The 14,674-nt window shown below is 71.4% G+C and carries 11 protein-coding genes; 7 read left to right on the top strand and 4 right to left on the bottom strand.

Annotated elements, in window-relative coordinates:
* The first annotated feature begins 6 nt into the window (after positions 1-6).
* Positions 7-1,011: a MerR family transcriptional regulator gene (locus tag ACIQMX_RS34320; RefSeq protein ID WP_402484011.1), complete on the top strand. Its 1,005-nt coding sequence runs from the start codon at positions 7-9 to the stop codon at positions 1,009-1,011.
* A gap of 182 nt (positions 1,012-1,193) precedes the next feature.
* On the opposite strand, the gene rph is transcribed toward ACIQMX_RS34320, so the two are convergent.
* Positions 1,194-3,800 (bottom strand): rifamycin-inactivating phosphotransferase, encoded by a 2,607-nt coding sequence (gene rph / locus ACIQMX_RS34325; protein ID WP_402484013.1) that lies wholly within the window; start codon positions 3,798-3,800, stop codon positions 1,194-1,196.
* A gap of 1,076 nt (positions 3,801-4,876) precedes the next feature.
* Here rph and ACIQMX_RS34330 point away from each other — a divergent pair.
* From ACIQMX_RS34330 to ACIQMX_RS34340, 3 genes are all read left to right on the top strand, one after another.
* Entirely contained in the window at positions 4,877-6,493 is a 1,617-nt protein-coding gene (locus ACIQMX_RS34330) for a phosphodiester glycosidase family protein (protein WP_402484015.1), read from the top strand.
* 59 nt (positions 6,494-6,552) lie between these two features.
* Complete coding sequence (locus ACIQMX_RS34335) at positions 6,553-7,557, top strand: alpha/beta hydrolase (RefSeq protein ID WP_402484017.1); 1,005 nt, start codon at positions 6,553-6,555, stop codon at positions 7,555-7,557.
* Positions 7,558-7,683: 126 nt separating this feature from the next.
* A complete protein-coding gene (locus tag ACIQMX_RS34340; RefSeq protein ID WP_402484174.1) occupies positions 7,684-8,889 on the top strand; it encodes an MFS transporter in 1,206 nt (401 codons plus the stop codon).
* 130 nt (positions 8,890-9,019) lie between these two features.
* Here ACIQMX_RS34340 and ACIQMX_RS34345 read toward each other — a convergent pair whose 3' ends face one another.
* Both ACIQMX_RS34345 and ACIQMX_RS34350 read right to left on the bottom strand, forming a co-directional pair.
* On the bottom strand, positions 9,020-10,561 hold the full coding sequence (locus ACIQMX_RS34345; RefSeq protein ID WP_402484019.1) for an MFS transporter: 1,542 nt from the start codon (positions 10,559-10,561) through the stop codon (positions 9,020-9,022).
* 129 nt (positions 10,562-10,690) lie between these two features.
* Positions 10,691-10,876: a hypothetical protein gene (locus ACIQMX_RS34350; protein ID WP_402484021.1), complete on the bottom strand. Its 186-nt coding sequence runs from the start codon at positions 10,874-10,876 to the stop codon at positions 10,691-10,693.
* Positions 10,877-10,991: 115 nt separating this feature from the next.
* Here ACIQMX_RS34350 and ACIQMX_RS34355 point away from each other — a divergent pair, with 115 nt between their 5' ends.
* Positions 10,992-11,606, top strand: a complete 615-nt coding sequence (locus ACIQMX_RS34355) for a TetR/AcrR family transcriptional regulator (protein WP_402484023.1) — start codon at positions 10,992-10,994, stop codon at positions 11,604-11,606.
* Positions 11,607-11,640: 34 nt separating this feature from the next.
* A complete protein-coding gene (gene thpR, locus ACIQMX_RS34360; RefSeq protein WP_402484025.1) occupies positions 11,641-12,306 on the top strand; it encodes an RNA 2',3'-cyclic phosphodiesterase in 666 nt (221 codons plus the stop codon).
* Between the two features lie 36 nt (positions 12,307-12,342).
* Here the strand turns inward: thpR and ACIQMX_RS34365 are convergent, their stop codons facing one another.
* Positions 12,343-12,714: a hypothetical protein gene (locus ACIQMX_RS34365; RefSeq protein ID WP_402484027.1), complete on the bottom strand. Its 372-nt coding sequence runs from the start codon at positions 12,712-12,714 to the stop codon at positions 12,343-12,345.
* A gap of 371 nt (positions 12,715-13,085) precedes the next feature.
* On the opposite strand from ACIQMX_RS34365, the gene ACIQMX_RS34370 reads away from it, so the two are divergent.
* Entirely contained in the window at positions 13,086-14,252 is a 1,167-nt protein-coding gene (locus ACIQMX_RS34370; RefSeq protein WP_402484029.1) for an alanine--tRNA ligase-related protein, read from the top strand.
* Positions 14,253-14,674: the final 422 nt, after the last annotated feature.

Genomic DNA, 14,674 nt, shown 5'->3' on the forward strand with positions numbered 1-14,674 from the left:
TAGGACGTGTTGATCGGTGAGGTGGCGCAACGGTCCGGGGTCAGTGCCCGGATGCTCCGGCATTACGAATCGCTCGGCCTTGTACGGCCTTCCGGTCGTACGGGTTCCGGCTACCGGGAGTACTCCGGGGAGGACATCCGGCGCATCTTCCACATCGAGAGCCTGCGGTCGCTGGGGCTGTCGCTGCGTGAGGTCAAACGTGCGCTCGACGATCCCGGCTTCACGCCCACGGAGCTCGTCGGCGATCTCATCCGTCAGACGCGCGAACGCATCGCGGCCGAGAGCGACCTGCTCACGCGGCTGCGCCGGATCGATGCGGCCGACCCCGCCGGCTGGGAAGGCGTCCTCCACGTCGTCGCGCTTCTCCAGGCCCTGGGGTCGAACAGCCCCGACGCGCGCCAACGCGCGGCCCTCGCCTCGGGCGACGAGGTTCCGGTACCGGTGGAGGCCCTGGTCGAGGCGGCGTTGAGCGAGGCGGACACGAACGTGGCCGGGGCCCTGCGATGGGCCCTGGCCCGTTCGGGCGCCGACGCTCCCGCGCTGCTGGCTCGGGGCCTCGGCTCGCCGGCGGCCGCGGTACGCGAGCGCGCTGTCCGGTCACTCGCGGAGATGCCGGGTGAGGAGGCGACCGCGGAGCTTCGGCACGCCCTTTCGAACGCCGACCTCGTGGTCCGTGGCTACGCGGCGCTGGCCCTCGGCACACGTGGCGAGGCAGATGCGGTCCCGGTCCTCATCGGCATGATCGTGGACGGACGGAACGACACCGATGCGGCCGACGCCCTGAGCGTGCTGGCGAGCGACGCCGCGAGGGCGGACCGGATCGCGACCGGACTCGTCGGCCGCCTGGCTCACGACGCCACCGGAGCGCCTGCCCGGGGACGGCTGACGCAGGCGCTGGCCGCCGTTCCTGGGCCGGCTGCGTCATCCGCCCTCGTGGAGCTGTCGCGTGACGGGGACCGTGCCGTCGCGCTGACCGCGACCTACCTTCTGCGGCTGCGCGACACCTCTTGACCTCCGGTTGAACCGCCCGGCACCGCGGCCCCGTTCGTACGGGCCCGGGCGCGCCCCGGCCGGCCGCCCGCAGACCGTCGGCCGCCGGGAAGGCCGGCGGACGGGAGCCCGCCTGCTCAACCGTCCCGACGTCGTCACGGCGGAGACCGGTTCCCGGGCCGCCCGCGGGTCCTCGGGGCCGGTCAGGGCAGGATCTCGACGTACCCGTCCGTTCCGTGCACACGGATCCGCTGCCCGTCCCGGATCAGCCGGGTGGCCCGCTCCACGCCCACGACAGCGGGCAGGCCGTACTCCCGCGCGATCACCGCGCCATGGGTCATCACGCCGCCCACCTCCGTCACCAGGCCCGCGATCCCGACGAACAGCGGCGACCAGCTGGGGTCCGTGAAGGACGTGACCAGGATGTCGCCCGCTTCGAGGTCTGCCTCCGACATGTCAAGGATGACGCGGGCCCGTCCCTCGACGGTCCCGGCGGAGACGGGGACACCGACAAGAGCACCGGCCGGCACGTCGTCGCGTCGGTACGCCCCCGTGAGGGCCTCTCCGTCCGACGTGAGAACGCGGGGCGGTGTCAGCGCGTGGTACGACTTGAACGCGTCCTTGCGCCGCTGGATCAGCCCGTCGTCCAGCCGGTTCGAGCGCACGACGTCGTGGAACTCCTCGAACGTGAGGTAGAAGACGTCCTCCTTCTCGCGGAGCACATCGTCCTCGACGAGGCGCTCGGCCTCCCGCAGCAGGGCCTGCTTGTAGACGAAGGTGCGGCTGACGATGCCGTACTTCGGGTACTCCCGGTAGCCGATGAACGTCCTGACCCGGTCGATCATCCGCTTGGTCTCGTCGGCCTTCCGATCCCCGTCGGGCAGAACCCGCAGGCGTGACAGCACGTCCTGTTCCTTCTTCTGCGCCCGCTGCCGCCCTTCCTCGAAACGCCGCCCGGCAGCGCCTCGCTCGAAGTTCCTGACGTTGTCGAGGATCACGGGCACCAGCGTGGTGGGGCGTTCGCGCCAGCGGGGCCTCGTGATGTCGATCTCGCCGACGCAGCGCATGCCGTACAGGTCGAGGTAGGCCTCAATGGCGTCGCGCGCTTCGGGCCCGCCCTCGACTTTCGCCAGTTCGTCCAGGAAGGCGTCGTCCTGGACGTGTTCGACGCCCCGGAGGAAGTCGACGACCTCAGGCCTCGGGCGGATCACGTCCGCGACATCGAGGAGTGCCAGTCCCATCTCCGACGTGACGTTGTCAGGAGCGGACAGCGTGAGCGTGTCGGCCGCGTTCTTCTCGCCCAGCCACTCCTCCAGTCTGTCGTTGAGCCACCATGTGGCCTCCATCCCGGCCATGATCACCTGCATGCTCGTCCGGTCGCCGAGGACTCGTTTGTGCTCCTCGAAGGCCTCCAGCAGGAAGTCGAACAGCTCCGTTCCGGTCTTCGTCCGGATGTCGCGCTCCAGGGCGGCGACGGATGCCCGGCTGACCTCGATCAGCTCGGTGACGACGGCCGGATCGGTCTCGACCGGGGCGGGCGCACCGCCGGCCGGCGGCTTCCCGGGGTCCGGGTCCGGGAGCGAAGGGACGAAGTCATCGCGGGCGAGGACGGTCTCCAGAGCGTCCCTGACCAGCGGATCGCCCTTCCCCATGACCTCCAGGAGCGCGGCGCGGCTCGCGGGCGAGGCCAGGCGCCGGGTGACGTCGACGAACAGCCTTCCGCCGGCCTCGTGCATCGCGACCATGGCCGTCCGCTGCCACATGGAGAACCCCAGCGGCTTCATGGGGTCGGTCATCATCTGCTGATGTCCGACGGAGACGTAGAGGTGGTTGTCCTGGTCGTCGGTCTCGGGGACGGGGAACAGTGTGGTGACCGGCCGGCTCTGAACGATCTGGAAGCCGTCGTCGGCCAGGCACCATTCGATGTCCTGCGGGCGGCCGAAATGGGCTTCGATCTTCCGCCCGAGCCGCACGAGCCGCAGCACCTGCTCGTCCGTCAGCGCCGGCTGCTCCTGGTGCTGCGCGTCGATCGCCACTTCCTGGGTGCCGCCGTCCGGCAGGGCGTGCACGGCACGCTCCTTGGCAGCGATGGTCCTGGCGACGACTTCGCCGTCCCGCACCTTGAAGACGTCGGGGTTCACCAGACCGGAGACAAGCGCCTCGCCGAGGCCGAAGCCGGCGTCCACGGTGGCGACCTTGCGGTTGCCCGTGACGGGATCGGCCGTGAACAGGATGCCGGACGCCTTCGGGAAGGCCATCTGCTGCACGACCACGGCCATGTGGACCGTACGGTGATCGATGCCGTTCCGCTGACGGTAGGTCACTGCCCGTTCGGTGAACAGCGAGGCCCAGCACCTGCTGATGTGCCGGAGGACCGCCGTCGGCCCCAGAACGTTCAGGTACGTGTCCTGCTGGCCGGCGAACGAGGCCGTCGGCAGGTCTTCCGCCGTCGCGCTCGACCGGACCGCGTAGGCGGTCCGGTCGCCGAGCCGGGTGAGCGCGCGGGTGATCGCCGCTGCGACATCGCCCGGGACGGCGATTCCTTCGATGGTCCGGCGGATCTGCGCACTGAGCGTACGGATCGCCTCACGGTCGCCGGGGTCCGCACGGCACAGCTGGTCGAGGCTGTCGTCGATCGACGTCGCTTCCGCCATGACGCGCCGGAAGGCGTCCGTCGTCACACAGAAGCCGGGCGGCACCCGGACCCCGTCGATCCGCGACAGTGCGCCCAGGTGCGCGCCCTTGCCGCCGACGACCTCGGCCTGCGTCTCGTCAGCCTCCCGGAGATCCCACACGTACTGCTCGATCATCGCGACACCTCCGAGGCAGTCGTGTCCCATTGCCCTGCACCGGCCGATCGAATCACAGGCGCCTCCCCATACGTCGTACCTCTTGCCCGCCATGTCGTGGTCATCGGCCGTCCTCGATCCGGCGACCGGGGCGGCTCGCATACCCGCACCACCGTCCCGGGCAACCCCGCCCCCGCACTGCTCGCCCCCACCGCTTCCCCGACGTCACCGCGTCCCCCGTACATCGACACCTCACACACGTCGTGCTCCCATTTCCGCAGGCTGTGGCCTCGGCCGACGATTCTGCGGCACCACCCGGGCCTTGCCGCAAGCCCCCCGGTGCGCTATACGTTGGGAGTGGCAAGGAGAGCGATCTCCTTGCCTTTGCTGTTGTGGCGTCGTCCGCGCAATCTGCACCTCCCCGAATCTCGCGGCACACCGACGGACCACTTCCGAGGGATCCTCGGCGAGCTTCGTGCCTTCACGGGACAGCCCTTGGGCTCCGGCCATGTCCGCTTCGGCGTCCGGTCCTCGCTTCCAGTCCCTGCTCCGCACGCTTGGCCGGGGAGCCGGGCGAGGATGACCACGAAGTCGGCCGCATCCTGCGGCACGAAGCCCGGTCCCGTGAGGACTGTGCGCGCGGAAGGGTGCGACGGAGCAGATGTGCTGGTGCTCGTACGTCAGCACCACCCCGGTGCCCCGTTGGCCGACTTCGACCGCTTCCGAAGGGTGCTCGACGGGGTCCCGCGTCAGGGTCGGCTTCTGCACGGGTTTCGTCCGCATTCCCGAGCCTCCGAGACGCGGGAAGGCCGCGTCACGGTGTCCTTGAAGGCCTTGATGCCGGACCCTCGTGCGGCGTTCGCCGAGAAGGAGGGGCGGGTCCTCTCCGGGACGGTCACGAAGTCCGTCCCGTTAGGCCTGTTGCCCTTCGAGCGGCGTGAATCGCCCGGCCGGTCCGGGCCGGAGCCGTCGCTCCGGTTCGCTGTGCGTTCGACGGGCGTTGCGCCAATGGACCACGAGAGTTGACGTGCACACGCCTTGACTGGTGGCTGCCCGCACACGCACCGTTGCTGGGCGGATCTTTCCCAGGGGGGTACATGAACAGCAAGGTCCTCGGCACGGCTACGGTCCTGGCACTGATTGCCCTGGTCGGCGCCTCGCCCGCGCCCGCTTCCTCCGAACCGCGCCCCGGGCCGGCGCGTGCCCTGCCACTGGGTGCGGTGGGTCTGACGGAGACGCGGAGCACGCGGACGCTCCAGCCCGGTGTCACCCTCACGCGGATCGTGCGCGGTGCCGACGCTCCGGCGCTTGCGTGGACCGTCGAGGTGTCCATCCCGGGCGGCGCCACCTCGCCCGATCCCGACGCGCCACCGACGGCGCTCAAGGACCGGGCCAGTGCCGATGAACTGACGGCGGACATCGCGGGGGATGGTTTCGACGCCCGGGCCGAGCAGGTCACGACGCCGTCCGTCGCCGACTTCGCCGGCGGACCGCTCGGATGGCGGGTCCGGGTCGGGCGGTTCGACACGCAGCCCGCAGCGGCGGCCGAGCTCACCCGCCTGAGACAGGCCGGCTACGCCGGGTCCGCCGTGTACACCGGCTGGGACGGCGACCCGACGGACCGCGGTCCGTGGCGGATCGACGTGCTCACCATCGACCCGGACCGGTTCCGCGGCGGGCTCGACGCGTCGTACGGCCCCGATCTGGAGAACCGTGAGACGACCAGTGAGCTGGCGGCCGCGGCGGGTGCGACTGCGGGGATCAATGCCGGGTTCTTCGTACTCGATCCGAAGGCCGGCGCACCGGGTGATCCGGCCGGTGTCGGTGTCTACGACGGCCGGGTACTGAGCGAGCCGGTCAACGGAAGGCCCGGCCTGGTGATCCACGACAACGGCCGGCACAGCGCGGTGGCCCGGCTGACCTGGGAGGGGCGCGTTGTCGGCCGCGGTGCGTCGCAGTCCCTGGACGGAATCGACCGTGTTCCCGGCCTGATCCGGAACTGCGGCGGCACCGCGGACGACACGCCGACCTCGCTGCCCCTGCACGACGTCACCTGCTCCGACGCCGACGAGCTCGTCGCCTTCACGCCGGACTACGGACGGCAGACGCCGGTCGGCGAGGGCGTCGAGGCCGTACTGGACTCCCGCGGCCGCGTCCTGGAGCTGCGGTCGCCGCGCGGCGGGCCGCTGCCGGAAGGCGGCAGCTCCGTTCAGGCGACCGGCACCCGCGCCGCCCGGCTGACCGCCCTCGCTCAGGTCGGCCGGCCCCTGCGCGTCGAGAAGACGCTGCGGGACGGTGACGGCCGCAAGGTGTCGCCGTCACGGACGACCAGCATCCTCAACGGAGGTCCCGAACTGGTCCGTGACGGGCGCCTGCACGTCACGCCCGCCGCCGACGGGATGGTGCAGTCCGGCAATCCGAGCTTCTACTACGGCTGGATGCACAAGCGCAATCCGCGCACGCTGGCCGGTGTGGACGCCGCGGGACGGACCGTACTGGTCACGGCCGACGGGCGCAGCACCGGCGCACTCGGGCTGAGCATCCCCGAGAGCGCCGCCGTCGCCCGGGCGCTCGGCCTGCGCGACGCGGTCAATCTCGACGGCGGCGGATCGACCACGATGGTGGCCGACGGAGTCATGATCAACGATCCGTCCGACGCGGCGGGTGAACGCCCCGTCGGCGACGCACTGCTGATACTGCCCGCCCGGAGCTGACCGGCCCGGGCAGGGAGACCCGGCTCGCGACCGCCCACAGTCCATCGACAGGAGTAGCCATGACCGCCGTTCCGATCCGAAGAGCCCGCCTTCTGCTCATCGTTGGGGCACTGCTGTTCACGCTGATGTCGAACACGCCCGTGTCGGCCGCCGCGGAGCCGAGCGGGACCGCCTCGTCCCGGGGCGCCGAGGTCGTCGCCGTCACCCAGGTCGCCGACCGGCAGGTCGACCTGTCGGTTCGCTCACCCGCGCTCGGCGGCCGGACCGTGAACGTGCGCCTGCTCACGCCGGAAGGCTGGGATCCGGGCGACCGGAGCCGGCACTGGCCGACCCTCTGGCTGCTGCACGGCTGCTGCGGGGACTACACGTCGTGGACCAGCAAGACCGATGTCGCGCAGACCGAGAGCCTGCGCGACGTCCTCGTGGTCATGCCGGAGGCCGGCTGGAACGGCTGGTACAGCGACTGGTGGAACTACGGCCAGGGCAGTGACCCGGCGTGGGAGACCTTCCACACCAAGGAGCTGCGGATCCTGCTCGAACACGGCTGGGGTGCGAGCGGCAACCGGGTCGTGGCGGGACTGTCGATGGGCGGTCAGGGCGCCCTGATGTACGCGGCCCGGCACCCCGGCATGTTCAAGGCGGCCGCCTCGTACTCCGGCTCCGCGCATCCGCTGCTCGACGACGAGTCGGTGAACCGCATCATGGGGTACTTCGCCGGTCAGGGCGACGACCCGCTGAAGGTCTGGGGCGACCCGGTCGCGCAACGCGATGTCTGGGCGGCCCACGACCCGTTCCACCTCGCCAAGCGCCTCAGGTCGATCCCGGTCTTCCTGTCCTGCGGTGACGGCACCGCAGGCCCGCTGGACCCGCCCGGCGCCACGAACGCCCTGGAGGCGGACTTCAACCGGCAGAACCACGCCCTGGCGAGCGAGCTCGAACGCGTCGGCGCACGGCACGTGGTCACCCGTTTCTACGGGCCGGGCACTCATCGCTGGGCCTACTGGGAGCGCGAGTTGCACGCCTCGCTGCCGATGCTGCTCCAGGCCCTGCGGACCGGCCGCTGAGCCTGTGCGGACGCCGGCGGCCGCCCTCGTGGCCGCCGGCGCCTCGCCGCGGGCCACGACTCGCCCGGACGTGCCTCGCGCCCTGCACGGTCCGGGCGGGTGCCCGATCGTAGGGTGACGCGGGTGATCGTTCGCGAGGGTGCGGTGAGAACGGGCGGTGGCCGGCGTCCCGGTTACGTGGCTGCGGCTGTGGTGTTCGCCATCGGAATGGCCGGGACCACGCTGCCCACTCCCCTGTACGGGCTCTATCAGCGGGAGATCGGCTTCTCCGAGCTGATCGTGACGGTCGTGTTCGCCGTGTACGCGCTGTCGGTGATCGCCGTGCTGATGCTGGTGGGCAACTACTCCGACAAGGCCGGCCGCAGACCCGTGCTGCTGTGCGCCATGGCGCTGTCGGCAGCGAGCGCGGGATGCTTCCTGCTGGAGAGCGGGCTGCCGCTGCTTTTCGCGGGACGTCTGCTGTCCGGCGGCGCGGCCGGCCTGCTGAGCGGCGCGGCGACCGCGGCGATTCTGGAACTTGCCTGCCCGGGACAGAAGGCGCGGGCCGGATTCGCCGCCACCGCCGCGAACATGGGAGGGCTGGGTTGCGGGCCGCTGCTGTCCGGCGTGCTCGCCGAGTACACACCGTGGCCGTTGACGCTGCCGTTCTGGGTTCACCTGGGTCTGGTGGTCCTCGCGTGCGGAATCATCCGGCGTCTGCCGGAGACCGTGGCGCATCCCCGGCGGTGGCCGCGGCCGGCGCCTCAGGGCGTGGCGGTTCCGCCGGAGGTGAAGGGGGTGTTCGCCCGCGCCTCGATGGCGGCGTTCGCCGGATTCGCCCTGCTCGGGCTGTTCACCGCGGTCGCGCCGAGCTTCGCCACGCAGACGCTGGGCGTGGACAACCTGGCGGTCACCGGGGCCATCGTGTTCTCCGTGTTCCTGGCTTCGACCGCCGGACAGTCGCTGAGCGGTCGCATCGGCGCGCGCCTCGCGTTGCCGCTCGGTTGCGGGGCGCTCGTCGTCGGCCTGCTGCTGGTGGCGTCCTCGCTGATCGCGGAGTCATTGCCGCTGCTCGTCCTCGGAGCCCTGTGCGGCGGAACCGGCCAGGGCCTGTCCTTTCGGGCGGCGCTCACGCTCGTCAGCGACGCCGCTCCGGCGACGCACCGGGGCGGCACCATCTCGGCGTTCTTCGTCGTCGCGTACACCGGTATCTCGGTGCCGGTGGTCGGTGTCGGTGCGCTGGCCACGTGGCTGGGTCTGCGCGAGGCCGGGCTGATCTTCACGGGCTGCGTGATGCTGCTGGCGGCAGGCGCGGGGGCCTACTCGGCCCTCAGGCCGCCGGCACGCTCTTGAGGGATCCGGTTCGCAGGAGGTGCGCAGCGGTGTCCGGGGCGGTCAAAAGGGGTGGCCGGAAGGGCGGAGCGGGTGGAAGGGGGCGGTCGGCGTCGTGACCGCCCCCTTCCGTCCGTGGGGGCGGCGGCGGTCAGTGCGCGACGGCGGGAATCCTCGCCTCCTCCTGAGCTCCCTCCGCGGCGCGCGAGGTGGCCGTGGGGCCGCCCTGGTGACCGGCCGTGATCATGGTCAGGGCGATGCCCGCGGCCACAACCAGGATCCCGACCGCCCACCAGGTGGCGCTGGAGTATCCGTGCACCATGGCCTGTGCCTCAACCAGCTTCTGCGCGGCCGGAGTCGTCGCGCCTGCCGCGTGCGCGGCGAGGTACGCGGTCGTGGCCGAGGCCGCGATGGTGTTGAGGAGCGCGGTGCCGATGGCGCCGCCCACCTGCTGCGAGGTGTTGACCATCGCGGAGGCGACCCCGGCGTCACGCGGCTCGACGCCGTGGGTGGCGAGCGACATCGCGGGCATGAACGCCGTGCCCATGCCGAGTCCGAGCAGCAGCAGGCCGGGCAGCACCAGTCCGGCGTACGAGCTGCCGATGTCCATCCGGGTCAGGAACAGCATTCCGGTCGCGGCGACCAGGAAGCCCGGGCCCATGAGCAGTCGCGGGGGAACCCTCGTCATCAGCCGGGCACCGATCTGGGTGGAGCCCGTGATCATGCCGGCGACCATCGGCAGGAACGCCAGACCGGTCCTGATCGGCGAGTAGCCCTGGACGATCTGCAGGTAGTAGGTCAGGAACAGGAAGGTGCCGAACATCGCGATGACCGCGAGGCCGAGCGAGAGGTAGACACCGCCGCGGTTGCGGTCGGCCGGCACGCGCAGCGGAAGCAGCGGCGCCTTGACCCTGGCCTCGGTGACCAGGAACGCGCCGAGCAGCACGGCGGAGGCCACGAGCATGCCGATCGTCAGGGCGTCGGACCATCCCGCGGACTCCGCTCGCGTGAATCCGTACACCAGGGAGACCAGTCCCAGGCTGGAGAGGACGACGCCGGGGATGTCGAGCGGCGAGCGGTTACGGCCTCCGGCCGGCTCACGGATCACGAGGTACGCGCCCAGGGCCGCGACGATCGCGAAGGGTACGTTGACGAAGAAGGTCCAGCGCCAGTTCAGGTACTCGGTGAGGGTGCCTCCGAGGATGAAGCCCACGGCTCCGCCCCCACCGGCGATCGCGCCGTAGATACCGAACGCCTTGGCGCGTTCCCTGGCTTCGGTGAACGTCACCGCGAGCAGCGAGAGCGCCGCAGGCGCGAGCAGCGCGCCGAAGACACCCTGCAGCGCACGGGCGCCGAGCATCATCGCCTCGCCCTGGGCGGCGCCGCCGAGCACGGAGGCGGTGGCGAAGCCGGTCAGGCCGACGAGAAAGGCCCGCTTGCGGCCCCAGAGGTCGGCGATGCGGCCGCCGAAGAGCAGCAGACCGCCGAAGGCCAGGGCGTAGGCGGTGATGACCCACTGCCGGTTGCCGTCCGAGATCCCCAGGTCCTGCTGGGCGGAGGGCAGCGCGATGTTCACGATGGTCGCGTCGAGCACGACCATCAGCTGCGCCAGGGCTATGAAGATGAGCGCCTTCCAGCGCCTCGGGTCGGGGCCGGTGTCGGCTTTTCCGGCGGACGGAGTTGTTTCGGACATGGGGGTACCCACTTCGGGACTCAATTCGGGACTCGGTTTCGGGACTGCGGGGTCAGGAAGGAAGAAGGCTTGGGGGTGAGGGCGGGGACGCGCCGAGCCGGGTTCGGGTGCGCTCGTCGGTCGCGTCGGTCAGGCCGCGTCGCGGGTGATCGTGGGCCGGCGGTGCCGGGTGGTGTCGGCGCCCGCTTCCGGCGCCGCGTGGATGGCGGAGGCACAGCCGTCACGGTCCGGGCTGCCGTGGGCGCCGGACATCATGGCGCCCGGGCGGCAGGGGCCGGCTTCGATGCCGGTCCCGCCCGGTGTGCGGTACCGCATGCGTCCCCTCCCTCCCCTGGGCTGCCGGTCACGCGTCCGGATAGAATGAAACCGGAACACCGTTCAGCAATCACAATACGGAACATCGTTCCGGAGCGCAAAGGGAATCCATTCCATGTCTGATCGCCCCACCGAGGAGCCGGTCGCCCGCCGTGTGCGGCCCGACGTCCAACGCAACCTGGACGCCCTGCTGACCGCAGCTGCCGCCGTGTTCGCGTCGGACGGCGTGGACGCCCCCGTGCGGCGGATCACCGCCCGCGCCGGAGTGGGTGCGGGCACGCTCTACCGCCATTTCCCGCAGCGCTCCGACCTCATCACCGCCGTCTTCCGCCATGAGGTCGACGCCTGTGCCGAGGCTGCCCCCGTCCTCGCGGAGCAGCACGAGCCGGTCGAGGCCCTCACGCTGTGGCTGCAGCGCTTCGCGCAGTTCGTCGCGGCCAAACGCGGTCTCAAGACGGCTCTGCACTCGGGCGACCCCGCCTACGAAAGCCTGCCCGCCTACTTTCAGCAGCGCTTCCTCCCCGTGGTGACGGAGCTGCTGGACAGCGCCGCCGCATCCGGCGGGCTCCGCGCCGACATTCCCCCCTACGACCTGCTGCGTGCCGTCAGCGATCTCGTCTCGCCGGACGACCAGGGCTACACGGAGCGCATGATCACGCTGCTCGTCAACGGCCTCCGTTACGGCACGGACGGCAGCGTTGCCCCGGCCACGGACGGCGAGCGCGGCTGACGGGCCGGACGACCGGATACGGACCGCGTCCGACGTGAAGGAACAGCCGCAGCCCGCGACCATCCGCGTGTTCATCGCCCTCGCCCCGCCCGACCCCGCGAAGGAAGAACTGGTGCGGGAACTTCGGCCCGCCTACGGCTCGCATCCGCGGATGCGGTGGAATCGGGTCGAGGACTGGCACATCACCCTGGCGTTTCTCGGAGAGCTGCCGGTCGAAACGGTCCCGCTCCTGCGTCCGCCGCTCGCCGGCGTCGCAGCGGCCCATCCCTCACCGCGCCTTGCGCTGCGGGGCGGCGGGGACTTCGACGACCGGGTGGTGTGGACCGGAGTCGACGGAGACCTGGACGCGTTGCACGAGCTGGCCGCCGGCGTGCGTACGGCGGTCGGGGACTGCGGAGTCGTACCGGCGGACCGGCCCCTGCGACCGCATCTGACGCTGGCCCGCGCACGCCGGGGCGACCGGTCCTCGGCAGCGGAGATCGCGGCCGGGCTCGCCGGATTCACCGGCCGCCCATGGGCGGCCGAACGGTTGCATCTGGTCGGCAGCAACGTCGCACGGAGCAGCGGGCCGATCCACTATCGCGACATCACCGCGTGGCGTCTCGGCTCCGGGGACCGTGGTGACGGCTCCTCGGCGTCTGCGCCGGCTGCGATCCGGCAGGACTCGGCCCAAACGGCCGCGGACTCCGCCGACGGTTGACGGATGAACGGGCAGGAGGAGCCGGGCCGCCTTCCCTCAAGGGGACTCGTCGCCCCGGCGGAACTCGTGGACCACCTGGATCTCCCCGACGATGTGGGAGTTGAAGTCGTCCAGCTCCTCGGCCGGAACCCAGAGTTCGAGGATCGTCCGCCCGCCGGCCTGCTGCACGGGATACCGGCGCAGGAACTCCGACTCGACCTCGAACCGGGTCACGAAGCCTGCGCCGTCGTGCTTCACGTTCCAGTCGCGGGCGATCCTCACCGCGTAGTCCTCGTTGAGAACCGGGTAGAAGATCGGCTGCTCGGGCAGCCTGGGCGGCCAGGCCCGCCAGTTCAGCTCCCGGACCAGATCCAGCTCCACGGGTCCGGTCGGGCGCCAGAGGGTCGTCGTCGCTTGCCGCCCGGTCATCCGCATCGCTCTCCGCACAGGGGCCCCACTCGGTGTGCCGGGCCGAAAGCCGGACCCTACCGTCTGCACGGACTCACCGGCCACGTGCGCGCCCCGGCCCTCTCCGCGACGGACCGTCGAGCCGGCGGCCGGAAAATCCGTGTGCCCGGTTGAGCGGGCCGCGATAAAGTCGTTCCCATGAACGTCACCGGCTCACACACCACCGCGACCGCGCGAGCGACCAGCTCGCCGGTTGCCGCCGTCTGACATTCCCTCCCCCGGCGACCGGAAACGGTCCGTCGGCAGTGCCGTGGAGCCTCTCGCCCCGGCCGGGTGACTGAACGGTCCCGTTCTCCGGTGCCTCCCCCGCTGTGACGCGAAGGAGCCATCCCATGCATACGGACCAGCTGGTCAGCACGTTCGTCGAGTACTTCCGGGAGCGCGGTCATCACCGGATCGTCGGCTCGACGCTGCTGCCCCCGCCCGGCGACCCCGTCCTGTTCACCACCTCCGGCATGCACCCCCTCACTCCGTACCTGGAGGGCCGCCCCCATCCGCTGGGCAGGCGGCTGGTCAACGTACAGCGCTGTCTGCGCACCACGGACCTGGAGGAGATCGGCGACGCCACTCACCTGACCGTCTTCGAGATGCTCGGCACCTGGTCACTCGGCGACTACGAAGGCCCGCTCAGCCTCGGCTGGGGGTACGGGCTGCTCACCGAAGCCCTGGGCGTCGATCCCGGCCTGCTGCACGCCACCGTCCACGCCGGCGACAGCCAGTGCGAACGGGACACCCCGTCCCTTCAGCTGTGGCAGGACCTCGGGGTCCCCGTCGAGCTCACGGTGGAGGACAACTGGTGGTCCAACGGGACCGTCGGACCGTGCGGCCCCGACTCGGAGATCTTCCTGTGGAACGGTGACGGCCCGCCCCGGTCGACGCCCACCCGGGACGACCGATGGGTGGAGGTGTGGAATCACGTGATGATGAGGCACCGCCGGCTCGACGACGGGTCCCTCGTACCCCTTCCCCAGCGGAACATCGACACCGGGCTCGGCCTGGAACGGCTGGCTGCCCTGCTCCAGGGCAAGTCGTCCGTGTTCGAGTCCGACCTGTTCGAGCCGTGGCGTCGCCTCGTCCCGCCGCTGTGGCAGCTGGACGAACCCTCGCTGCGCCTGGTCCTCGACCATCTGCGCTCGGCCGTCGTGGTGCTGGGCGACGGTGTACGTCCGGCCAACACCGGGCGGGGGTACGTGCTGCGCCGCCTGGTACGACGGGTCCTCACCGCTCTGTGGCGGAAGGATCCGTCGTACGGTCTCGCCGACCTGCCGGACGACCTGGTCCGGCACACCCTGGACCACTTCCGGCAGGAACTGCCGCCGTCCGACGTACGTCAGGTGCTGCTCGACGAGGAGCGCAGGTTCAGGCTGCTCATGGACCGGGGCCGGCAGGTCCTCGCCCGGCCGCGCTTCCGGGGCCGGCTCACCGAGGACGACCTGCACTACCTCCATGACACCCATGGCCTGCCTCGTGACCTGGTCACGAGCCTGCGCCAGGGCTGAGGCGCCACGCACCGGCGGGGGACGGCATCCAGGCCGCCGTCCCCCGCCCGCGGGCCGCGGCAGACGTTGGGAGCGGCCCTGAGGCGGCGTGGCGCACGGACGGTCCGTTCCCGTCCCGCCTGCGCCACCCGCTGTTCCCGACGGGCCCCGGGTTCCCCGAGCCGCGCCCGCGCCGCTGCACCGGCCGGACGTCGAGCGGTGAGACGGGGACGCCACGGACCGAAACCCCGGCCGGGCACTGGCCGCCGGCACGATGAACTCCGGTCCGCACGACCTGCACCGGTGGGCCAGGACCGTCGCCGCCGGAAGCTGCTGCCCCGCCGGGCGGGCGCAGCGGCCCAGGACACGTCCTACGGACATCCCCGGCTTCAGTTCGTCGTACGTGCCTCGCACCTCGGGGGTCACGTCCTTGGGGCCGGCAG

The organism is Streptomyces sp. NPDC091416, assembly GCF_044756845.1.
GTDB lineage: Bacteria > Actinomycetota > Actinomycetes > Streptomycetales > Streptomycetaceae > Streptomyces.